At 64.0% G+C, this 23,422-nt stretch carries 18 protein-coding genes and 1 tRNA gene; 10 read left to right on the forward strand and 9 right to left on the reverse strand.

The genetic code is table 11. The annotated features are described in order from the left end of the window. Positions 1-89 precede the first annotated feature (89 nt). Entirely contained in the window at positions 90-725 is a 636-nt protein-coding gene (locus tag GYK42_RS22955) for a response regulator transcription factor (RefSeq protein ID WP_166449354.1), read from the forward strand. Here the strand turns inward: GYK42_RS22955 and GYK42_RS22960 are convergent. Beyond that, positions 696-3,743, reverse strand: a complete 3,048-nt coding sequence (locus GYK42_RS22960; RefSeq protein WP_166449355.1) for a sensor histidine kinase — start codon at positions 3,741-3,743, stop codon at positions 696-698. The two genes, GYK42_RS22955 and GYK42_RS22960, sit on opposite strands and share 30 nt — an antisense overlap. A 38-nt stretch (positions 3,744-3,781) precedes the next feature. Then, positions 3,782-4,480, reverse strand: coding sequence for a YoaK family protein (locus GYK42_RS22965; RefSeq protein ID WP_166449356.1), 699 nt, complete (start codon positions 4,478-4,480; stop codon positions 3,782-3,784). Between the two features lie 259 nt (positions 4,481-4,739). Between GYK42_RS22965 and GYK42_RS22970 the strand changes: the two genes are divergently transcribed. The 4 genes from GYK42_RS22970 (at position 4,740) to GYK42_RS22985 (ending at position 9,149) form a co-directional block, all read left to right on the forward strand. Beyond that, positions 4,740-6,614 carry an amidohydrolase gene (locus tag GYK42_RS22970; RefSeq protein ID WP_166449357.1) on the forward strand — a complete coding sequence of 625 codons (1,875 nt, stop codon included), beginning with the start codon at positions 4,740-4,742 and terminating at the stop codon, positions 6,612-6,614. Between the two features lie 19 nt (positions 6,615-6,633). Then, a complete protein-coding gene (locus GYK42_RS22975) occupies positions 6,634-7,713 on the forward strand; it encodes a porin (RefSeq protein WP_240943735.1) in 1,080 nt (359 codons plus the stop codon). A gap of 96 nt (positions 7,714-7,809) precedes the next feature. Then, on the forward strand, positions 7,810-8,637 hold the full coding sequence (locus tag GYK42_RS22980; protein ID WP_166449359.1) for an AraC family transcriptional regulator: 828 nt from the start codon (positions 7,810-7,812) through the stop codon (positions 8,635-8,637). 77 nt (positions 8,638-8,714) lie between these two features. Further along, positions 8,715-9,149, forward strand: coding sequence for a cupin domain-containing protein (locus GYK42_RS22985; protein WP_166449360.1), 435 nt, complete (start codon positions 8,715-8,717; stop codon positions 9,147-9,149). A 69-nt stretch (positions 9,150-9,218) separates the two neighbouring features. On the opposite strand, the gene GYK42_RS22990 is transcribed toward GYK42_RS22985, so the two are convergent. From GYK42_RS22990 to pepN, 3 genes are all read right to left on the reverse strand, one after another. Further along, positions 9,219-9,294, reverse strand: a tRNA-Thr gene (locus tag GYK42_RS22990). Positions 9,295-9,409: 115 nt separating this feature from the next. After that, positions 9,410-10,411 carry a class 1 fructose-bisphosphatase gene (locus GYK42_RS22995; RefSeq protein ID WP_034747152.1) on the reverse strand — a complete coding sequence of 334 codons (1,002 nt, stop codon included), beginning with the start codon at positions 10,409-10,411 and terminating at the stop codon, positions 9,410-9,412. A 141-nt stretch (positions 10,412-10,552) separates the two neighbouring features. Further along, positions 10,553-13,207, reverse strand: a complete 2,655-nt coding sequence (pepN, locus tag GYK42_RS23000; protein WP_166449361.1) for an aminopeptidase N — start codon at positions 13,205-13,207, stop codon at positions 10,553-10,555. 197 nt (positions 13,208-13,404) lie between these two features. Between pepN and GYK42_RS23005 the strand changes: the two genes are divergently transcribed. Further along, a complete protein-coding gene (locus GYK42_RS23005) occupies positions 13,405-14,034 on the forward strand; it encodes a DUF4136 domain-containing protein (RefSeq protein WP_166449362.1) in 630 nt (209 codons plus the stop codon). 243 nt (positions 14,035-14,277) lie between these two features. Here the strand turns inward: GYK42_RS23005 and GYK42_RS23010 are convergent, their stop codons facing one another. The 4 genes from GYK42_RS23010 to GYK42_RS23025 form a co-directional block, all read right to left on the reverse strand. Then, on the reverse strand, positions 14,278-15,267 hold the full coding sequence (locus tag GYK42_RS23010) for a quinone oxidoreductase family protein (protein WP_166449363.1): 990 nt from the start codon (positions 15,265-15,267) through the stop codon (positions 14,278-14,280). Positions 15,268-15,289: 22 nt separating this feature from the next. After that, complete coding sequence (locus GYK42_RS23015) at positions 15,290-15,679, reverse strand: methylglyoxal synthase (RefSeq protein WP_034786684.1); 390 nt, start codon at positions 15,677-15,679, stop codon at positions 15,290-15,292. A 28-nt stretch (positions 15,680-15,707) separates the two neighbouring features. Further along, on the reverse strand, positions 15,708-16,628 hold the full coding sequence (locus GYK42_RS23020; protein ID WP_166449364.1) for a DMT family transporter: 921 nt from the start codon (positions 16,626-16,628) through the stop codon (positions 15,708-15,710). Between the two features lie 127 nt (positions 16,629-16,755). Next, positions 16,756-19,239: an alkaline phosphatase D family protein gene (locus GYK42_RS23025; RefSeq protein ID WP_240943737.1), complete on the reverse strand. Its 2,484-nt coding sequence runs from the start codon at positions 19,237-19,239 to the stop codon at positions 16,756-16,758. A 143-nt stretch (positions 19,240-19,382) separates the two neighbouring features. On the opposite strand from GYK42_RS23025, the gene GYK42_RS23030 reads away from it, so the two are divergent. The 4 genes from GYK42_RS23030 (at position 19,383) to GYK42_RS23045 (ending at position 23,418) form a co-directional block, all read left to right on the forward strand. Further along, a complete protein-coding gene (locus GYK42_RS23030; protein ID WP_046686095.1) occupies positions 19,383-20,108 on the forward strand; it encodes a YebC/PmpR family DNA-binding transcriptional regulator in 726 nt (241 codons plus the stop codon). Positions 20,109-20,168: 60 nt separating this feature from the next. After that, complete coding sequence (gene purD / locus GYK42_RS23035) at positions 20,169-21,437, forward strand: phosphoribosylamine--glycine ligase (RefSeq protein WP_046686096.1); 1,269 nt, start codon at positions 20,169-20,171, stop codon at positions 21,435-21,437. A 194-nt stretch (positions 21,438-21,631) separates the two neighbouring features. After that, positions 21,632-22,378 (forward strand): hypothetical protein, encoded by a 747-nt coding sequence (locus GYK42_RS23040; RefSeq protein WP_166449365.1) that lies wholly within the window; start codon positions 21,632-21,634, stop codon positions 22,376-22,378. 83 nt (positions 22,379-22,461) lie between these two features. After that, positions 22,462-23,418, forward strand: a complete 957-nt coding sequence (locus GYK42_RS23045) for a hypothetical protein (protein ID WP_166449366.1) — start codon at positions 22,462-22,464, stop codon at positions 23,416-23,418. The last annotated feature ends 4 nt before the right edge of the window (positions 23,419-23,422 follow it).

A 23,422-nucleotide genomic window follows, 5' to 3' on the forward strand; every position in this document is an offset into this window, starting at 1 on the left:
ACAGGAGCGCCAGCGTTGAGGTAAAATACCTTTTGCTCACTTTGCGCCAACGACTCTTGATCGCTTCCCCCTCCTTGCACGACCTTCCCATGGACAGTGACACGCCGCCGATACGCATCCTGATCGCCGACGACCATCAATTATTGCTCGATGGCATATCCGCCCTGCTGCGCTCGTTTACCGGCGTGGAACTGGTGGGACAGGCCAGCGATGGTCAGCAGGCGCTGCAGCAGTTCATCGCGCTGCAGCCCGACATCACGCTGATGGACCTGCAGATGCCCGTGTTGAATGGCCTCGACGCCATCACGGCCATCCGCGCACTGCAGCCGCAGGCGCGCATCATTGTCCTGACCACCTACAAGGGCGACAGCCTGGCCTTGCGCGCCATCCATGCGGGCGCCTGCGGCTATCTGCTGAAAAGTTCGCTCCGCCATGAATTGCTGGCAGCGATACAGAACGTGCACGCGGGACGCCGCCATATCACGCCGGAAATCGAAGCGGAACTGGCGCTGTACGCGTGCACCGACGTGCTGTCGAAACGCGAACTGGACGTCCTGCGCCTTGTCGCGCAAGGCAATGCCAACCGTGAAACGGGAAGGCTGCTGAACATCAAGGAAGAAACCGTGAAGGCGCACATGAGCACCGTGCTGGCCAAGCTGGGCGCCAGGGACCGCACGCATGCGGTGACGATCGCCTTACAGCGCGGCATCCTCGGCACGCTCTGACCGGCGCCATGGCGGCAGCAGGCGGCGCAGCCAGCCGCCCTTGCGCGGCCAGGCCTGCCGTGCCGGCACGCGCAAGCGCCATTGCGTGCCGCCACCGTCGCGCGCGCGCACGCTCAGGCGCGCTCCCAGTTTGGCCGTGCGCTCGCGCATGCCGGGCATGCCCCAGTGTCCCGGTATGTGGCCACGCGCCATGACGGCTGGCGGCAGGCCCTGGCCGTCGTCGCTGACGTCGACCTGCATGCCGCCGCGCGCATAGTCCACGCGCACTTCCACCAGCTGCGCCCGCGCGTGCTGGAAAGCGTTGCGCATCGCCTCGCTGGCGATGCGGTAAATCTCGTGGGCGGCGGCGCCACGCAGCGCGCGCGCCTGGCCCGTTTCGCCGTAGCGGAAGGCGATGCCGTGCAGGAGCGCCAGGCGTTCGCCCTCGCGCCGCAGGATGGCGCTCCAGCGCGCACCCACATTCTCGCCCGCGCGCAGGTCGTGCACCTGCTCGCGCCCTTCGCCCAGCATGCGGTCGGCATCGTCGAGCGCGCGCAGCATGGCGGCACGCGCAGGATGGTCGGCGGCGACAGCCATGCTGGCATTGTGAAAGTGCAGAATCATGGCCTGCGTGCCCTGCAGCAGGGTGTCGTGCAGTTCACGCGCGATGCGCTCGCGTTCGGCCTGCTGCGCCTCAAGGCGCGCCCGCAGGCGCATGCCTTGCTGGCGCAGGCGCCAGCGGTAGAGGCCATACGCGGCCGCCAGCAGCGCCGCCGCGCACAGGCTGCGGAACCACCAGGTCTGGTAAAAGGCCGGCAGCACGCGAAACGGCAGTTGCGCCAGCGTGCTGTCCACGCCGTCGCCATTTTCCGCCATCACCTCGAAGCGATAGCTGCCCGGCCCCAGGCCCGTGTACTGCGCCAGGCGACGCTCGCCCGCCTGCTGCCACTGCGTATCGTAGCCATCGAGCCGGTAGCGAAAGCGCAGGCGCGCCGGCGTACCCAGGCTCGACGCGTTGTATTGGAATTGCACGTCGCGCGTGCCGGCCGCCAGCTGCAGGCCAGCGCTTGCGGGGATGTCGACGCGGCGGCCGTCGGCCATCAGCGCGCCGATTTCCACGCGTGGCGCCGGCAAGGCCGCCGGTGCCTGGCGCGGATCGATCCAGAATGTCGCGTTCTGGCGCGAAAACCAGATCTTGCCATCGTCCGCTTCGGCCACCGAGCGATTGTGCAGCATGCCGATGCTGCCGTTCAAGCCATCGACGGCATCGTACGAGGTGGCGCGCATGGCGTGGGAGGCGTCGCCCAGCGCCAGTTCCACTTCGGCGGCAGGGATATGCGCGGCGCCGCTGCCATGATTGAGCCACAGGCTGCCGTCGCGCGCGCGCAGCAGGCCCACCACGCCCTCGAAGACGCTGGCTGGCTCGCTGCGCAAGGCAAGGAAGCGCTCGCCGCGCCACAGCGCCACGCCGCGCTGCCCGCCCGCCCAGACTTGTCCACGGTACTCGCTGAGCATGGGAATCTTGCCCAGGTCCAGGCCCTGCGCGGGGCCGAAGGTGTGCAGCCGCCCCTTCGCGAGCATGGCGACGCTGCCATCGGCATACGACAGCCACAGGCGCCCGGCCGTGTCGGCCAGCAGCGCCAGCGGCACTTTTGCGCCGCCATCGGGCAGCAGAGGTTCGCGCCGCCAGGCCCCGTCGCGGTACTGGAATACGCCGGCGCCGCTGAACACGCCCCAGATGCTGCCATCGGGCGCAAGCACGCCGGCGCGCATGCGCTTGACGGCGGCCGCCCCGGACGGGTAGGCGACCGTGCGCAGCACGCGCCCATCCGTGGCGGACAGCTGCTGCAGGCTGGCGCGGGCCGCCACCCACAGGCCGTCCGACGCTTCCAGGATGGCGCTGACGGGGCCCACGCGCGGTGCGCGCAGCACCGTGCCGTCGGCCTGCGCCAGCATTAGCGGCCCCAGCACATCATCGCGCGACAGCCACATCGCGCCTGCCGGACCGGCCAGCATCTCCTGGGTGCGGAACACTTCGGCCACGTCCGGGGCGCCAGGCGTGCGCAGGACCACGGGCGCGGCCTGGCGGAAACGGTCCAGGCCACCGTACGTGGAGACCCACACATTGCCTTCATTGTCGTCGCACATGGAGCCGACGAGGACATTGCTCAAGCCATCGCGCGGCAGGAACGATTCGGTATCGCTGCTGATGCCCAGCTGCTGCGGCGCCAGCGCACCGGCACTGCGCGTGCGGTGCAAACCATACTGGCTGTCGAACCACAGTGTGCCCGCGCGGTCGACCAGCATGCTGCCGCTGGTGCCGCTGGTATCGCGGTAAATCCAGCGATGGTCAAGCTGGTCGTAGCGTTCCAGCGTGTCGATGATGCGAATGCCGCGCATCTCCAGCAGATAAATGCGGCCATCGGGTCCCTGCTGCGGCGGTGCGCGCAGGTCGAGCTGACCGATGGGCGGCGCAAACCGCGACTGCGCCGCCTGCCAGATGAACAGGCCACGTTCGCTGAAGACGGCAATGCGGCCATCGCGGTCGGCAAACACGGCCGACGCCTTTTGCGCCGTGTAGCCCTGCGCCGGCCCCATTGCTTGCCAGCGGCGGCCGTCGAAGCGCGAGATACCGGAGACGCCGGCCGCCCACACGGCGCCCGCGCCGTCGATGGCAAAGCCCCAGATGGCGCCCGCCTGCACCCCTTGTGGCTCGGCATAATTGCGCACCACGCCGTCCTTGACGTGGCTGATGCCGCCCACCTGCCAGCCTATCCACATGCCGCCATCGGCGGCGCGCTTGAGCGCCAGCGCCACGGTATCGGGGAAACTGCCCTGGCGCGCACGCACGGGTTCAAAGCGCAAGCCGTCGAAACGGCTCACGCCCGCATGCGTGCCCAGCCACAGGAAACCGTCATGGCCCTGTGTCATGACGATGATATCGTCCGGCGCACCCTCGTTGGGCGTCCAGCGCGTGTGCTGCAACTGGTGAAGGCCGCGCGCGCCATCGATGGCCAGCCCGCAAGGGCTGGCCATCATCAATATCAGCCAGAGCAGGCAGGCGCGCATCGCCGCGTTCAGGACGCGGGCACGGCGGCCCGTCCGCTACGCTGCTGCACCACGATCAGGCCGCCCAGCAGCACCAGCGGCACGGCCAGCGCCGCAAAGCCGAAGGCCAGGTAGCCAAAGCCGGCAGCGATGGCGCCCAGCGCAAAGGCCAGCAGCGGCCAGAAGAATTTCATGCAGCGCGCGCTGGTGGCGCCGTCGGCCGCACCGCGCAGCACATCGACCGTGTCGAGCACGATCTGCGTCACGTTACCGGTCATCATGGAGGTAGGTGCCAGGTGCGCCAGCAGCAGGCGGCTGGTGGCGCTGTGCACGCCCATGGCAGCCGTGCCCAGCAAGCCGGCCAGCATCGCCAGCGTGCCCGCTTCCTTGCCGACCGGCTCGGCCAGCACGCCAAACAGCATGAAACCTGCCAGCAGCACCCATTGCAGCAAAAAGGCCGGCGTCAGCGCCGCACCGCCGCGGCGCTCGATGGCCAGCACCATCAGGCGCGTAACGACGATGCCGGCAATAAAGGCGGGAAAGGCGAGAATTTTCAGCAGGATGGGGATGCGCGTCGGTTCGGCCAGCGCGGCACCGATCAGCACGAAGTTGCCCGTGACATGCGCGGTAAATAAGCCAAACAAGGCGATAAAGCCCAGCGTATCGACAAAGCCGGCCAGAAAACCCAGGCTGGTGCCGTATAAACGGCTGTGTGGTGGTTGCTCCATGACGACTCCCTGCAATGCGGTAAACCGCGATAAAAAAAATGCATCCGGGCGCAAGCCCGGTCGCTACTGACGGCATAGTAAGCCATGCCGCGCGCCGCCGCACCCGCCCTTAGACCAGTCGGCGCGCCGCCATGCCTGCGATACCCGTGATACCTGATCTTTTGACCCGTGTTTGCGCACTGGCCCTGGGTTAGACTGCACATTAACCTTCGCGCCGCACACGCCGGCCCTCCCCGCATTGCCACCATGGAGCTGCATCATGTCCGAACCGACCCTTTCCTCCGCCGCACCGCTGATACTGATCAACGGCTGCTTCCATACCGTCGACAAGTCGTGCCCACAGGCGAGCGCCGTGGCCATCGCCGACGGCAAATTCCTCGCCGTCGGCGATGCCGATGACGTGATGCGCCATCGCGGCCCGGACACGCAGGTGATCGACCTGAATGGCCGCACCGTCATTCCCGGCCTGAACGACTCGCACCTGCACCTGATCCGCGGCGGCTTGAACTACAACCTCGAGCTGCGCTGGGAAGGCGTGCCCTCGCTGGCCGATGCGCTGCGCATGCTGAAGGAACAGGCGCTGCGCACGCCGAACCCGCAATGGGTACGCGTGGTAGGCGGCTGGAACGAATTCCAGTTCGCCGAAAAGCGCATGCCCACGCTCGACGAGATCAACGCCGCCGCGCCCGACACCCCGGTCTTCATCCTGCACCTGTACGACCGCGCCCTGCTCAACCGCGCGGCCCTGCGCGTGGTCGGCTACGACAAGAACACGCCGAACCCGCCGGGCGGCGAGATCGTGCGCGACGCGTCCGGCAACCCGACCGGCATGCTGATCGCCCGCCCGAACGCCATGATTTTATACGCGACCCTGGCCAAGGGTCCAACCCTGCCGCGCGAACTGCAGGTGAACTCCACGCGCCAGTTCATGCGCGAACTCAATCGCCTGGGCCTGACCAGCGCCATCGACGCGGGCGGCGGCTTCCAGAATTATCCGGAAGATTACGCGGTGGTCGACCAACTGGCAAGCGACGGGCAGTTGACCATCCGCATCGCCTACAACCTGTTCACGCAAAACAAGGGCGCAGAACTGCAGGACTTCCAGAAATGGACCGAGATGGTGACGCCGGGCCAGGGCGATGATTACTACCGCCACAATGGCGCCGGCGAGATGCTGGTGTTTTCCGCCGCCGATTTCGAGGATTTCCTCGAACCGCGCCCTGACCTGGCGCCCGGCATGGATGACGAACTGGAAAAGGTCGTGCGCCACCTGGTATCGAAACGCTGGCCTTTCCGTCTGCACGCCACCTACGATGAATCAATCGACCGCATGCTGACGGTGTTTGAAAAGGTCAACCGCGATATCCCCTTCGATGGCCTGACGTGGATGTTCGACCACTGCGAAACCATCACCCCGCGCAACATCGACAGGGTCAAGGCGCTGGGCGGCGGTATCGCCATCCAGCACCGCATGGCCTTCCAGGGCGAGTACTTTGTCGACCGTTACGGCGCGGAAGCGGCCAAGCTGACGCCGCCGATTCAGCGCATGCTGCAGTCCGGCGTGCCGGTCGGCGCCGGCACCGACGCCACCCGGGTCGCCAGCTACAACCCGTGGACGGCGCTGTATTGGCTGGTGTCGGGCCGCACCGTCGGCGGCCTGCGCCTGTACGACGCGGGCAGCCGCTTGTCGCGCGACACGGCGCTGGAACTGTGGACCACCGGCAGCGCCTGGTTCTCGAGCGAGAAAGATAAAAAGGGGCGCATCCAGGAAGGCATGCTGGCCGACCTGGCCGTGCTGAGCGCGGACTTCTTCAGCATCGACGAAGAAGCGATCAAGTCGATCGAATCGGTGCTCACCATCGTCGGCGGCAAGATCGTCTACGGCCAGGCGGAATTTACCAAGCTGGCGCCGCCGCCCATCCCGGTACTGCCGGACTGGTCGCCCGTGAAAAACGTGGCCGGCCATTACCGCGCCGCGCCACCGCAAAAAACGGCCGTGATGCAGCAGCACCAGTGCCAGGGTGCCTGCGGCGTGCATGCACATGCGCACGATGTGGCGCGCAAGAGCGCCATCCCAGTTGCCAGCCATTCCGGCTTCTGGGGCGCCCTGGGGTGCAGCTGCTTTGCGTTCTGATGCCATGCTGAGGCGCGCGTTGTCATGCGCTGCCGGTGCCCTGGCACTGGCAGCGGGCCTGCCCGCCGCTGCACAGCAGAATGTGCAGCTGTATGGGCGCCTGAACGTCGGCATCGAGGCGCTGCACTCGTCCGGCAGCGGCGACAGCGTGCAGCGCCTGTCCAACAACCGCTCGGTGCTCGGCTTTCGCGGCAGCGAAAACCTGGGCGGCGGCTGGCAAGCGCTGTTCCAAGTCGAAGGCACACTGTCGCCGGACACCGGTGCGGGCAGCCTGGCCGCGCGCGACACGCGCGTCGGCGTCCAGGGTCCGTGGGGTACGCTGTTTGGCGGCAACTGGACCCTGCCCTACAACAGCGCCACCTCCGCGCTCGACCCGTTCTACCCCACCACGGCCGGCTACATGAGCCTGATGGGCAACGGTGCGGGCGCCACCGAAAACAATACCAGCAACGCGTACTCGTTCGACCGGCGCCAGCAGAACAGCGTGCATTACTGGACGCCCGAATGGGCCGGCTGGTCGCTGCGCGTGGCGCGCGGCATGGGGGAAGAACGGCCGCTCAATGGCGCGCGTCCCGCATTGACGTCGGCCGCGCTGATGTACGACAGCGGCGCGCTGTACGCTACCCTGGCGCATGAAGACCACCACGACTATCAGGGGCGGGGACTCAGCGACCGTGGCAGCAAGCTGGCACTGGCCTGGCGTGTCGATGCCGCCACGCAGCTGGCGGCGGCGGTGGAAAGCCTGCGCTATGAAACGGCCAGCGGCGAGCTGCGCCGACGCTCGGTGTATGTCTCGGCCACGCGCCAGTTCGGCCGCCATGGCCTGCGCATCGGCCTGGCCCACGCGCAAAGCGCCACCGGCAGCGCCGTGGAAACCATCGGCACCGTGCGCGCGGGACCAGGCACCGGCGCCACCCACGCCACCGTCGGTTACGACTACCAGCTGTCGAAGCGCAGCAGCCTGTATGCCTATTACACGCGCCTGAACAATGGCCGCAATGGCATTGCCGACTTTGCCATCAACAGCCTGGGACGCGAAGGGGGAACGGCAGGGGCCACGCTGTCCGGCGTGGTGCTGGGAATACGGCACAATTTCTGAGCCGGCAGTTTTCGTGGACAGCCCTGCGCACGGCGAGTACAGTCTGTGCTCAGCCAGCAGGGCATAATCCACGGACAAGCAGCATGACATTGCACCATGAAACGAACCTCATTGCCGGCGCGTAGCGATTGGGTCAGGTGCGCCGAACCGGTACAGGGCGTCGAACGCATCGAAGCCTGGTTCCAGGGCAAAGCCTATGCCATGCACCGGCACGACACCTACGCCATCGGTCGCACGCTGGCGGGCGTGCAGCGTTTCAGCTACCGCCGCGGGCAGCGCAACAGCCTGCCCGGCAATACCATGATCCTGCATCCCGACGAGGCGCACGATGGCCAGGCCGGTACCGACGCGGGCTTCCATTACCGCATGCTGTATATCGAACCGGCGCTGTTCCAGGACGTGCTGGGTGGACGCGCGCTGCCCTTCATTGAAGGCGGCGTGTCGGCCGATCCCCGGCTGGCGGCCGCCACCTCCGCCCTGCTGCCGCACGACGGCCACCCGCTCGAAGCGCTGGAACAGAGCGAGGCGCTGGCCGAACTGGCGCATGCGCTGGCGGCGGTGGCCGGCACACCGGTGCAGCGTCCCAAAGGCGACTTCCTGGCCGCGCGGCGCGCGCGCGAGTACTTGCAGGCGCATTGCACGCACGCCGTCACCCTGGCGGAACTTGAAGCGGCAACGGGACGCGACCGCTGGAGCCTGTCGCACGACTTTCGCGTCTTCTACGGCACCAGCCCATACCGCTATCTGACGATGCGGCGCCTGGAGATGGTGCGGCGCCTGCTGCTGGCAGGCAGCACGCTCGCAGCGGCCGCCATGGCCGCCGGCTTTGCCGACCAGAGCCACATGACGCGGCATTTCCTGAAAACCCATGGGATGACGCCTGGCCGCTGGCTGCGCTACGCTGGCGGCACCGGCAAGGGCTGAAAACACCCACGATCGTTCAATACGGCCGGCAAGCACCTGCGTATTCTGGCGGCATCGCCACTTGAACGGAGCACAGCATGTCCACCACTACCACCACTACCACCATTGCCGCCACCACCACGCGCGGCCAGGGCCAGTCCATCGACCTGGCGGGCAAGATCGCCCTGATCGAAGGGCACTGGCAGCCGCGCGTCATCGCCGAAATGAATGACTACCAATTCAAGGTCGTCAAGGTATTCGGGGAATTCGAGTGGCACCGGCACGCCGATACGGATGAAACCTTCATCGTGCTGGAAGGCGAATTGCGCATCGCCCTGCGCGGCCCTGGCTATGCGCAAGGACACGCCATCGTGCTGACTACCGGCCAGATGGCCGTGGTACCCGAGGGCGTGGAACACAAGCCGTGCGCCCTTGCCGAAACCAGGCTGCTGCTGATCGAGCCGCGCGGCGTGGTCAACACGGGCGACGGCGATGCGGGCGGGCGCACGGTGGAGAACGATCAGTGGATCTGACGCCGGAAGCGTGACAAAAACAAAAAACCCGCCGACTTTTGCAAGTCATGCGGGTTTTCTGATGAAACTTGGTGCCGTTGGCCGGAATCGAACTGGCGACCTTCACATTACGAATGTGCTGCTCTACCAACTGAGCTACAACGGCGAAGACCCACATTCTACAAACAATGCACAAAATTTGCTAGTGTCAACGCGAACTTTTTTGCATTTTTTTAGCGGCCCGGCTGCGGGCCGCTGAAAATCGTGGAAAAGTGCTGCTTTTACTCAGCGTGATACGCGGTGACGCGGGCCACTTCATCTTTCGAGCCGAGGAACACAGGCACGCGCTGGTGCAGCTTGTGCGGGGCGATATCCATGATGCGCTGCTGGCCATCGGTGGCGGCGCCGCCCGCTTGCTCGACGATGAAGGCCATCGGGTTCGCTTCGTACATCAGACGCAGCTTGCCCGGCATCGAGGTGTCGCGCAGGTCGGCCGGGTACATGAAGATGCCGCCGCGGTTCAGGATGCGGTGCACGTCGGCCACCATCGAGGCGATCCAGCGCATGTTGAAATTGGTGCCGCGCGGGCCCGTGTCGCCGGCCAGCAGTTCGTCGACATAGCGCTTCACGGGCGGATGCCAGTGGCGCGCGTTCGACATATTGATGGCGAATTCCTTCGTCGTCGGCGGAATCTGCATATTGCTTTGCGTGAGGACCCACGAACCCATCTCGCGGTCCAGGGTGAAGCAGTTCACGCCATTGCCGAAGGTCAGCACCAGCATGGTTTGCGGACCGTACACGGCATAGCCGGCCGCTACTTGCTTGCTGCCCGCCTGCATGAAATCCTGTTCCGTCGGCTGACCCATGCCGTCCGGTGCCTTCAGCACGGAGAAGATGGTGCCGATGGAGACGTTGACGTCGATGTTCGACGAGCCATCGAGTGGATCGAACAGCAGCATGTATTCGCCCTTCGGATAGCGGTTCGGGATCGGGTGGATCGATTCCATCTCTTCCGACGCCATGGCCGCCAGATGGCCGCCCCATTCGTTCGCTTCCAGCAGGATCTCGTTGGAGATGATGTCGAGTTTTTTCTGTACTTCGCCCTGCACGTTTTCCGTGTCGGCCGTGCCCAGCACTTCACCAAGGGCGCCCTTGCCGACGGCGTGGCTGATGGTCTTGCAGGCGCGCGCGACGACTTCGATCAGCAGGCGCAGTTCGGCCGGAATGCTGTTGTTCGAGCGCTGCTCTTCAACCAGGTATTGCGTAAGACTGATGCGTTTCATGAAACCCCTTAGTTAGTTTTAAATATGTCTCGTTCGGTGCCTGTCGGCTTACGCGCCTATGGCGCTAAGCCGACCTACAAATAATGAATCCCGTTGCATACGTAGGTCGGATTAGCCCGCAGGGCGTAATCCGACATGCAATCAATTGGCCAGCGCCTTGCTGACCACTTCCATCACGTCATTCGACAAGCTGGCCTGGCCGGCGACTTTTTCCAGCGCGTCGCGCATGGGGCTTTGCAGCGCGGGCACGTAACGGCGCCAGCGGTCCATCGAGCGCGCCAGGCGCGCCGCCACTTGCGGATTCAGGGCGTCGAGGGCGATGACCTGCTCGGCCCAAAAGGCGTAGCCGCTGCCGTCTTGCGCGTGGAATTGCGATGGATTGCCGTTGGTGAAATTGAAGATCAGGCTGCGCGCGCGGTTCGGATTTTTCAAGGTGAAGGCCGGATGCGTCATCAGCTGGCGCACGGCTTGCATGTCGGTCGTCGGCGCGGCCGCCTGCATGGCGAACCACTTGTCGATCACCAGCGCTTCGTTCTCGAAGTCGGTATAGAAACTGGTCAGGGCCGCCTGCGCATGCGGCTGCGAACCGGAATGAATCAGCGCCGCCAGCGCCGCGGCGCGGTCCGTCATGTTGCCGGCATTGTCGAACTGCAGCCGCGCCAGGTCCAGCTCTTGCGCGCCCGGGGCGATCAGCAGATAGGCCAGGGCCAGGTTTTTCAGCGCGCGCTTGCCGGCAGACAGGGCGTCCGGGCTGTATTCGCCCGGTGTCTGGTTGGCGTGGTATTGCGCCAGCAGTTCCGGCTTCAGGGCTGCGGCAATCGTGCGACGCATGAACTGGCGTGCCGCATGGATCGCTTGCGGGTCGACTTGCGCCATGCGCTCGGCGATGATGGTTTCCGACGGCAGGATCAGGGCCAGCTCGCGGAAGGCAGGATCGAGCGTTTCATCGGCCAGCAAGGCGCGCTGCGCTGCGATGAAGGTGTCGTCCAGCGCCAGGGTCTCGCCGGCGGCGACGGCGGCAGTCAGTTTCAGCAAACGTTCCATGGCCAGGCGCTGGCCCGCTTCCCAGCGGTTGACGGGATCGCTGTCGTGACGGAACAGGTGCAGCAACTCGGCGTCGGTATAGCCGTATTCCAGCACCACGGGCGCGGAAAAGTCGCGCAGCAGCGACGGCACGGGCAGTTCGGCCACCTCGGTGAAGCGGAAGGTTTGCGACGCCTGCGTCAATTCCAGCACGACGCTGGTGGCGCCATCAGCTGCCACGCCATCGACGTACAGCGGCAGGTCGCGGCCATCGCCCCCCAGCAAGCCGACGGTGACGGGAATGTGGAACGGCAGTTTTTTCGCCTGCCCTGGCGTGGCGGGGCAGCTTTGCGCCAGGGTCAGCTCGAACGTCCGGCTGGCCGCATCGTAGCGCGTGGAGGCTTTTACTATCGGCGTGCCGGCCTGGCTGTACCAGCGCTCGAATTGCGTGAAATCGCGGCCATTCGCGTCCGCCATGGCGGCGCGGAAGTCGTCGCACTGCACGGCCTGGCCATCGTGGCGTTCAAAATACAGGTCCATGCCCTTGCGGAAGCCGTCGCGGCCAACGAGGGTCTGGTACATGCGCACCACTTCGGCGCCCTTCTCGTAGATCGTGACCGTATAAAAGTTGTTGATCTCGACAAAGGAGTCGGGACGCACGGGATGCGCCATCGGGCCCGCATCTTCGGGGAATTGCGCCTGGCGCAGGGTGCGCACCTGGTCGATGCGCGTGACGGCGCGGCCCGTGTCCGTGCCGATCATGTCGGCCGAGAATTCCTGGTCGCGGAAGACCGTCAAGCCTTCTTTCAGCGACAGCTGGAACCAGTCGCGGCACGTCACGCGGTTGCCGGTCCAGTTATGGAAGTACTCATGGCCCACCACCGCTTCGATGCCCGCGTAATCGACGTCGGTCGCCACGCGCGAATTGGCCAGCACGTACTTGGTATTGAAGATGTTCAAGCCCTTGTTTTCCATGGCGCCCATGTTGAAGTCGCCCACGGCGACGATCATGAAGCGGTCCAGGTCCAGTTCCAGGCCGAAGCGCTCCTCGTCCCAGCGGATCGAGTTTTTCAGCGACTGCATGGCGTAGTCGGTTTTATCGAGGTTGCCGTCTTCCACCCACACCTGCAGCAGCACTTCGCGGCCAGACTTCAATGTGTAGCGCTCTTCCTGGCACACCAGGCGCGCGGCCACCAGCGCGAACAGGTAGGATGGCTTCTTGAACGGATCCTCCCACTTGGCGTAATGGCGGCCGTCACCCAAGTCGCCCTCTTCGATCAGGTTGCCGTTCGATAGCAGCACCGGATATTGTTCCTTGTCGGCGCGCAGCATGACCGTGTACTTGGCCATCACGTCCGGGCGGTCCGGGAAGAAGGTGATGCGGCGGAAGCCTTCCGCTTCGCACTGCGTGAAGAAATTATGGTTCGACACGTACAGACCCGACAGCGACGTATTGTCCTGCGGCGCCAGCACGGTCTCGATATCGAGCAGCACTTCGTCCGGCGCCTTGGGGATGGTCAGCATGCCAGCCGTCAGTTTGTACTGCGACGGCTTCAACACTTTGCCATTCAGGCGCACCATCACCAGTTCGATGTGTTCGCCGTGCAATTCGATGCTGCGGCTGGTGCTGGCCGGGTTGTGGCGCATCTGGATCCGGCTCGCCACCACTGTGCGGGCGGGATCAAGATCGAAACCAAGTTCGACGCTGTCGACCAGGAAGCTGGGCGGCGTGTAATCTTTGCGGTAAATCGTCTGAGGGCTGTCTGTGCGCATAGGGATTTGGGTGGGAGCGGAGGCAAAAGCCTATTTTACCAACACCAGCCCCCGATAGTCGCGATTCGGCTCAGGAATGTTGGATTCCCTTACACGCCGACATGCTCCGTAACATTCTGTAATAATGAATAGAAACAAATAGAACTATTCTTATAATACTAAGCGATGAATTGTGTCTACTATCAGGAGGTCATGCAATGAAACGTTATCTCACCATCATGATGGCCGCATTGACCGTGTTGCTGACCGGATGCGCCACCACCATACGCAGCGATGTGACCGTCTTCCACGAATGGCCTGCGCAATTGCAGGACAAATCGTATGCGTTTGAAACACCAGATGCCGAAAACGACACGCTGGAATACCGCAGCTACCAGAACCTGGTGCGCGCGGAACTGGCCAAGCACGGCTTCGGCGAAGCTTCCGGCCCTGCGGCAGCCAATTTGCGCGTGGCAATGAATTTTTCCACCGTCGACTATCCTGAGCGCGTGCTGCAGACCACGGACCCATTCTGGTATGGCCCAGGCTACTGGCCTGGCCGCTATGGCTACCGCTACGGCGCCTGGCCAGGCTATGGCCGCTTCGGCTACAACCCCTACTGGTATGGCCCGCTGGACGTGGAAGAAAGCGTGCGCCATAAATACGAACGCGAATTGCGTATCACGATCAATGACCGCAACGGCAAGAAACTGTACGACGTGACAGTGCAATCGACCAGCAACAAGCGCGCCACGTCGCAAGTGATGCCGGCCATGGTGGCCAGCGCCTTTGCCGACTTCCCCGGCCAGAGCGGCGTCCCGCGCAAGGTCGAAGTCAAGGTAGACTGAAAGCGCCAGCCAAAACCTACTGCGCGTCGCGATCTACGGTTTTGTCAGGCGTGGAAAGTCTGAAGTATGTTTTAAAAAAACCCGGCTTGTGCATTGCTGCATCAGCCGGGTTTTTCATGTCTGCATTTCATTCCTAAGAATAATACGCCTCGGCGGCAAAGGTCAGGGCGCCGATCAGGGCCACGGCCAACAACAGCACGATCAGCAGGCGACCGAATTTCGGTGTGCCGTCACTGCCGCCGCTCATGGCACGATAATGGTCGAGCCCGTCGTCTTGCGCGCTTCCAGGTCCGTGTGCGCCTGCGCGATATTGGCCAGGCTGTAGCGCTGGTTGATCTCGATCTGCACTTCGCCGCTGCTGACGACGCCGAACAGCGAGGTCGCCATCTCTTCCAGGTTGGCGCGGTTCGACGCATAGCTGAACAGAGCCGGACGCGTGAGGAACAGCGAGCCGCGCGAGGCCAGTTCGCTCAGCGTAAACGCGGGCACGGGACCGGAGGCGTTGCCAAAGCTGACCATCATGCCCAGCGGCGCCAGGCAGTCGAGCGAGCCCGTAAACGTATCCTTGCCGATGGAATCGTAGACAACGGAGACGCCCTTGCCGCCCGTGATCTCGCGCACGCGCTCGACGAAGTTTTCCGTGTTGTAGTTGATGACATGGGCCGCGCCATGCGCCTTGGCCAGCGCCACCTTTTCATCGGAACCGGCCGTGCCGATCAGGTTCACGCCCAGTACCTTCGCCCACTGGCAGGCGATCAGGCCCACGCCGCCCGCGGCCGCATGGAACAGGATGGTGTCGCCCGCCTTCAGGGCCACCGTGCGGTGGAACAGGTATTGCACCGTCAAGCCTTGCAGCATCATGGCGGCCGCCGTATCGAAACCGATACGTTCGGGCAGTACCAGCAGCAGGGCCGCCGGCAGGTTGCGCTGCTGCGCATACGCGCCATTGATGCGCGCCGCATACGCCACCCGGTCGCCGACCTTGACTTCCGTGACGCCCTCGCCCACCGCCTCGACGATGCCCGCGCCCTCGACGCCGAGGCCGTTTGGCAACGGCTGGGGGTACAAGCCCGTGCGGAAATACACGTCGATGAAATTGAGGCCGATGGCCTCATGCCTGACGCGCGCCTCGCCGGGACCGGGCGGCGGCAGTTCCATGTCCACGTATTCCATCACTTCCGGGCCGCCCGTGCGCTGCACGCGGATGGCTTTGGTGGTAATCGTTGCGCTCATGCTATCTCCTCGTGTAGGTGGATCAGGCGGCCGCGCTGGCACGCGCCTGCAGTTGCGACAGCACCAGGTGGGCCGACGACAGATTCGTTGCGCACGCCACGTTGTGTACGTCGCAGGCGCGCACCAGGGCGTTGATGTCCGGCTCGTGCGGCTGCGGCGTCATCGGGTCGCGCAGAAAGATCACGCAATCGATCAAGCCTTCCACCAGCAGCGAGCCGATCTGCAAGTCGCCGCCGAACGGGCCTGAATGCTTGCGCTCGACTGCCAGGCCCAGTTCATTGATCAGGCGCCCGCCCGTGGTGCCCGTGGCCGACAGTTCGCAGCCCTTCAAAAAATCCAGGTATTCGCCCGCCAGGGTAATCATGTCATCTTTTTTCTTGTCGTGGGCAATCAGGGCGATGCGTGTTTTCATGGTGAGGACTTTTCAGTGGGTGGAGGAATTATTTCTTTTTCGAGAGCAAGTAAATACCGGCCAATACAAGGCTGGTGCCAGCCAGTTGCCAGTTGGTGATCGGTTCATCGAGGATCATGGCGCCCAGGAACAGGGTCGACACGGGGCCAATCATGCCCGCCTGCGAAGCGACGGGCGCGCCGATGCGTTCGACGGCGATCATCGTCATGAAGACGGGCATCACCGTGCAAAAGATGCCATTGAGCAAGGATAAGCCATACACGGGCATGGGCTGGATCAGCAGTTCGACGGGGCGCAAAATGAAAAATTGAAAGATGCAGGCAAAGCTGGCCACGCACATCGCGTAGCTGACCAGACGCATCGAGCCGATGCGTTTCACCAATTCACCGGAGCCCAGCAGATACACGGCATACGAGCAGGCCGAACCCAGCACCAAGGTGGAACCGAGCGCCACATTGCTGGCGCCGCCCTGCAAGTCGTGCACGAACACGAGCACGATGCCGCAGTACGAGGTCAGCAAGGCCAGCCACTGCAAGCGGCTGATGCTCTGCTTGAAGTACACGGTGGTAATCAGGAGCACGAAGGTGGGCGTGAGGAACAGGATCAATCGCTCGAGCCCCACGGAAATGTATTGCAGGCCCAGGAAATCCAGATAGCTGGACAGGTAATAACCGACGAGGCCCAGCCCGACGAGGCGCAGGCGGTCGCTGTTTGATAGCGGCGGCTCCGTGCGCATCTGCCAGTACGCGATGACGGCGAACACGGGCAGCGAAAAGATCATCCGGAAGGCGATCAGGGTGACGGCGTCGATCTGGTAGCGGTACAGCAGCTTGGCAACGATGGCCTTGGTGGAAAACAGCACCGCCCCGCCCACGGCGATGGCCAGGCCACCGAGGTAGACGGAACGGGGAAGCGAAGATGGGGTTGCTTGCGGGGAACTGGAGCTCATGCCCAGATTGTAAGGCAAAAGCCAAAGACGGCTGCAACGCCCATACCGTTGGTAAAGGCTGGGCGCAGGTCGGACGTAGGTCGGGTTAGCCCAAAGGGCGTAACCCGACAACACCCCAGTGCGGCATTTAGGAGACGACCACCGCCGCCGCACCCGCCGTCACGGTCGCCGTCGTCACCCGCGCAATCACGTTCGCCGGCGCCGCCGTGCCGATCAGCTTGTTCACCTGCTTGAACTGCGCCACCAGCTTGCCCGGCGTCAAAGTGACCACCGTGTAGCCCTGCGCATCCGTGTTCAGATGCTTGATCCACGGGTTGTTGCCCAGGCCGGATAATTGCTGCGCCAGGCCCAGCAGAGTCGCACTGAAGTCAGTGCTCGCTTTCAATCCAGCCTGCACGGCAGCGACCGTAGCGTCCAGTTGCGCTTCCGGCACGCCCTTGGCGGCCAGGGCGCCGCGCAGCTGCACGCGCAATTGCTCCAGCAGGCTGTCGACGGTGGGCGCCGCCTTGCCCATGGTGTAGTCGAGCAGGTTGACGTCGAGATTGACCGTGCCCAGGCCCGTAACGGGGATGGCCAGCGGATAGCTGACGAGGGTGCCGATATCGCCCATGCTGCCGGCGGCCGACTTCAGGTAGCTGAAGAAGGAGTCCGAGCTGACGCCAGCCGACACCAGGTCCACCATCACGGGCGTGCCGCCGCCCGCTGCGTCAAAATCGTCGCTGACGGTGCCGGCAAAGAACGAGTGGATATCGCCGGTAAGCGCCACCACGTTGCCGATGGCATTGGTTTTCAGGTGCGCCATCAGGTTCTTGCGCTCGCTGTTGTAGCCATCCCACTGGTCGCAATTGAGCAGGAAACGTGTAAAGAACGGCGCCAGCGCAGCCTGCTGGCCCGAAGCGGCGACAAAGCTCGATGCCGCGCCCTTGGCCTGCACGTCGGGCTTGATCCAGCCGAAGGCGATCACTTGCGCGGCGGCGGCCGGCGAAGCGCTGTTGTAGGCGGCCACAGTGATGCCGGCCTGGGCCGCGCTCAAACCAGCGCCCACGGCGGCGGCGCCCTGGGCGCTGGCGTTCGCCGCCGCGCCGGCAATGGCCATGGCCGCCGCCTGCGCCACGTTTTGCGCGGCGCCCGCCGTGGAAGCTGCCACGATGGCGGACGCCAGCGGCACGCTGCCGCCCACCAAAGGCAGGGTGCTGGCGATGGCCTGGCCCACCTTGCTCATGGCGCTCAGCGCCAGCAGGGTGGCGATCGCATCCGTGCCATTCAAGCCCATGCGCAGCAGGGACACTTCATTGCCCCACAGCTTCCAGGTGGAGGTCGCCGCCTTCATCTTGCTTTTCCACCAGTCGCGCTGCGTGCTGCCCAGCATGCCGACGGCGGCCAGCGGGTCGGCGCCAGCCTTGGTGGCGGCCGCCATTTTCTGCCCTTCGACGTTGTCGAACAGCGCCTGCGGCACCAGATAGCGGCTGCCGATGCTGCCCAGCGGCTTGCCCGTGGCCGGGTTGATGGTCGATTCGGCGATCGCATGGTCGGCGCGGTACAGGCGCTCGTCCGTCATCACCAGCTGCATCAGTTTGCCGAACTGGAAATCGCGGTAGATCTGGATGTTCTGGAACGTGGTCGCGGCGGCGTCAAACGTGACGTCGGCCGGCATGTACTCGAACCAGGCCTGATTGGCGCTGCGGCGGCGGGCCGGCTGGTGCAAATCGCTGCCATCCGTCGCCACGATGCCTTCATAGGTGGAGGCGTCCTGCCAGGCATCGTCCGTGAACTCGTGGTCATCCCAGACGGCAATGAAGGCGAAGCGCTCGTGCACGGCTTGCAGGCGCGCATCGGTGCGGTATTTCTTGTACAGGTAGCGGTAATCGGCCACGGTGGTGGCGTACTTGGCGCCCGCGCTGCCGCTCTTGAACGTGCCATCGGGCAATTTCAGCTGGTCGTGGCGGCTTTCCACGGCGCCGCTCTGGAAGGCCTCGCCCACCGTTTCATAGATGTAGTCGCCCAGGTGGACGATGAAATCGAGCGATTCGTTGGCGGCGATATGCGACAGCGCGCCCCAGTGGTTGATGCTCCAGTCCTGACACGTCAGGTAGGCGAACTGCAGCTGCGACACGTCGGCCGTGGCGGCAGGCGCCGTCTTGAAGCGACCCACGTTCGAGCGCACGTCGCCGGCGATGAACTGGTAAAAATACACCTGCCCCGGCTGCAAGCCCGTCACCTTGTGGCGCAGGGTATTGTCGAAATCGGCTTTCAATGGCAGCTTGGCGTCGACGATGGGTGTGCCCGCCAGGGCCGTGTTGCCGCCCAGGGCGGCCGTATTGTCGCTGGCGCTGACGATCAGGCGCACGGCAACGTCGGACTTGCCGGCAACGGCGGGCGCGACGGCGTCAAAACTGGCGGGCACGACGCGCGTCCACAGCATGGCGCTGTCGGCGCGCGGGTCGCCCGAGGCCACGCTTTGCGGGAATTTCCAGTCGCTGCCCGAGGCCAGCGGCACGCCGGGATCGCTGTAGTCGGTGCTGCCGCAGGCGGCCAGGCCGACGGTGGCCACGGAGACCGTGATAAAGCCGCCCAATTTCAGAAATTGCCGCCTGTCCATTTGACTTGCCATGATGTCGCGCCCTCGATATGGTGAAAGCGCGTCACTTTAGCAACAGATTGTGTCATCCTGATGACGGGGCCATGCCGCTTGCCAAGGGGCCGATATGCTAAAATGTCGGCCACAATTGAACACCCGTCTAAGGAAGATTCGACATGGCAGGACATAGCAAATGGGCCAATATCAAGCATAAAAAGGCTGCCACCGATGCCAAGCGCGGCAAAATCTGGACGCGCCTGATCAAGGAAATCACGGTCGCGGCCCGCATGGGCGGCGCCGACGCCATTACCAATCCGCGCCTGCGCCTGGCCGTCGACAAGGCGGCTGATGCCAATATGCCAAAAGACAACGTCCAGCGCGCGATCAACCGCGGCAGCGGCGGCGTCGATGGCGCCAACTACGAAGAAGTACGCTACGAAGGCTACGGCGTGGGCGGCGCGGCCGTCATCGTCGAATGCATGACCGACAACAAGGTACGCACGGTAGCCGAGGTGCGCAACGCCTTCAACAAGAACGGCGGCAACATGGGCAACGAAGGCTCCGTCGCCTTCATGTTCCAGCACTGCGGCCAGCTGCTGTTCGCGCCGGGCACCGACGAAGACAAGCTGATGGAAGCTGCCCTGGAAGCGGGCGCCGACGACGTCATCGCCGATGAAGAAGGCGGCTTCGAAGTGGTCACTCCCGTGCACGATTTCGCCACCGTCAAGGAAGCGCTGGAAGCGGCCGGCTTCAAGGCCGAAGTGGCCGAAGTCATCATGAAACCGGCGACGGAAACCGTCTACACCGGCGACGACGCCATCAAGATGCAAAAGCTGATCGATGCGCTGGAACTGCTGGACGATGTCCAGGAAGTCTTCACCAACGCATTAATAGAGAATTAATCACTCTGTACACAAGGGCGGCACCGCCGCCCTGCAACCCACATTGAACGAACGGTCCCTATGAAAATTCTGGTAGTCGGCTCTGGCGGCCGCGAACACGCCCTGGCCTGGAAACTGGCCCAGTCCGAACGCATACAGATGGTGTATGTCGCGCCGGGCAACGGCGGCACCGCGCGCGATGCGCGCCTGGTCAATCTCGACATCAGCGATCCGCAATTGCTGGCCGACTTCGTTCAGCAGGAACACATCGGCCTGACCGTCGTCGGTCCGGAAGTGCCGCTGGCGGCCGGCATCGTCAACCTGTTCCGCTCGCGCGGCCTGAAAATCTTCGGCCCGACGAAAGAAGCGGCGCAGCTGGAATCGTCGAAAGACTTCGCCAAGGCCTTCATGCAGCGCCACGGCATCCCGACGGCCGCCTACCAGACATTCTCCGACGTCGCTCCCGCGCATGCCTACATCGACGCCATGGGCGCGCCGATCGTCATCAAGGCCGACGGCCTGGCCGCCGGCAAGGGCGTCGTCGTTGCCATGACCCTGGAAGAAGCGCACCAGGCGGTCGACATGATGCTGTCCGATAACCAGTTCGGCGACGCCGGCGCGCGCATCGTCATCGAGGAATTCCTCGCCGGCGAAGAAGCGAGCTTCATCGTCATGTGCGACGGCAAGAACATCCTGCCGCTGGCCACCAGCCAGGATCATAAACGCCTGAAGGACCACGACCAGGGCCCGAACACGGGCGGCATGGGCGCGTATTCGCCGGCGCCGATCGTCACGCCGGCCATGCATGCGCGCGTCATGCGCGAGATCATCGTGCCGACCATCCAGGGCATGGCCAAGGATGGCATCACGTTCACGGGCTTCCTGTACGCGGGCCTGATGATCGACGACAAGGGCACGCCGAAGACGCTGGAATTCAACTGCCGCATGGGCGACCCGGAAACGCAGCCGATCATGGCGCGCCTGAAGACCGACCTGGTCACCGTCATGGAGCACGCCGTCAACGGCACCTTGGACGCCGTGGAACTGGAATGGGACCGCCGCACGGCCGTTGGCGTCGTGATGGCCGCCGCCGGCTACCCGGACGATCCCGTCAAGGGCACGGCGATCGGCGACATCCCTGCCGAAACGCCGGACTCCGTCACCTTCCATGCGGGTACCCGCATCGACGGCGAACGCCTGGTCACCAACGGTGGCCGCGTGCTGTGCGTGGTGGGCCTGGGCGACAGCATCAAGATGGCGCAGAAGCAGGCGTATGAAACCGTGGAAAAAATCCATTTCGACGGCGCGCAATACCGCCGCGACATCGGCTGGCGCGGATTGAAGCATTGATCTCCCCATAACGATCCCATGACGGGGCCGGCGCGGACAGCATCCGCTCCGGCCCCGTTTTTAATTACCCATGAAAAAACACGTAGGTCAGGTTAGCGCGAAGCGCGTAACCCGACATTGCAGCGCCATGCGACACTCTGCACCGGAGAAATAATCTTTATCGTACGATTCCCTTTCTTATCCAATTTCCCGCCATGACACGTCCAACAGCCATTGCCAACCCGAAGCATCTTTCCACGGCCGACCGCGTGACTAGGCTGGCAGTCGCACCGCTGCTGATCGCCGGCCTGGCCTGGTACTGGTTCAGCAGCTATGCCGTACCACGCTGTGACACCAGACAAACCGTGGCTGCGGTCACGGATGGCAAATTCAGCCTGCACGATATCAAACAGGCCGGTTATGCCTGGTCGCAAAAAACCCGTGGCTGCCTGGCTACTGTCAGCTCGAATGGCAAATCGATGCAATACGCGTATACCGTGTCTCGCATCGAGGGTCGCCGCAAGAGCCGTATCGTCTACGACTATGCGCAGCCGGCGCTGATACAGGCGCGCTTCGGCAAGATCGCGTGGAACGGTGACTTCGTGCAGCAGGCAGAGCCGATCGGACGCGAGGCACTGTTGCAGGCGATGCTGGCAGGCATGGATGGTTTGCGCGGCAAACCGTTGCTGTTCCCGAACCTGGGCATGCTGCTGTCGCCGCAGCATTACCGCGAAATTGCCGATGTCGAAGCGGTCACGCCATGCCGCGAGGTGACACCCGGCATCCAGTCCTGCCGGCTGCTGGTCGAGCGTAACGATATCGCGCGCATGGCGCCAACCACCGTGTGGAGCCTCTCCGTGCTGCAGCAAGGCGACTTTACTTTCCAGCGCAGCAAGGATGGCAAGCACTGGTCCGTCACACCGCAGTTCAGGACAGAACTGGATCAGGCGCAACTTCAATAGTGCGCTGAGGAAACGAGAGTGCATTGTAAAATTAATCATCTTGATTCTTGTTAAACCCGTTCCCGATGACAAGCGATCTCCCCGTGTCCACGCATACTTCCGTCGAGGCGCTGCATGTGCTGAAGCTGCTCACGCGCCGCCAGCGCGAGCAGGCGCTTGCGCATCCCGACTTGCCACAGCTCGCCATCGGCACGCCGCTACCCGACACCTTGATGTGGTTGTACCTGCGCCAGATCGTGACGCCCGAGGATGTGACAAGCCTGTTGTCGAGCGTGGCGCGCAACTTCAGCGGCGACGAGCTGGCACTGCGTTTGTCGATATTGCAGCAGCTGGTGGAAGCACTCAATCGCGTATCGCTCGATCATCTGCGTGACGAAACGCTGCCCACGCCGGGCGAGGCGCTGAACTGGATGCAGCATGTGGGACTGCTGCCGCGCGCAGAATTCAAGTCCATGGCCCAGCGCATCGCGTCCGGCGGCAGCGATGAGGCAAAGCGCATGGTCCAGCATGCGCAAAGGCGCCAGAATGAACATAAAAAGGCGGTACGCGGCGTGATCCTCGATGGCCTGTTTCCCGGTTCGCGCCTGATCTGGGTCATCGTCGCGCCGCTGGCGCTGGCCGGCATGGTCTGGTACGTGGTCAGTGGCAATTCTGTGCCCGAGTGCGACTTCACCGACACGATCGCCACCGTGACACGCATGCTCAACAAGGCGGTGCCGGAAGGCACGGGCAAAGCAAGCCTGCACGACGTGAAAGAAGCGGGTTACGTCTCGCCACACAATATCCGCGGCTGCCTGGCCACGATCGAGCTCGATGGCGAAAAGATGGACTATGCCTATACCGTCGCGCGCGACGACAGCGGCAGCAAGAGCCGCATCAGCTATGTTGGTGCGCAGCCAATGCTGGTCCAGGCGCGCTTTGGCACCATCGAGGATGGCGACTTTGCCTTCCGGCGCAGCAGCGGAGAAAGCGCCGTCAATGGCTGGTCGGTGACGCCGAAATTTGCCGGCGAACTGCGCCAGGCCAAAGTAAAAGTGTAAGTCC

Source organism: Janthinobacterium lividum (assembly GCF_011601275.1).
Lineage (GTDB): Bacteria > Pseudomonadota > Gammaproteobacteria > Burkholderiales > Burkholderiaceae_D > Janthinobacterium > Janthinobacterium lividum_E.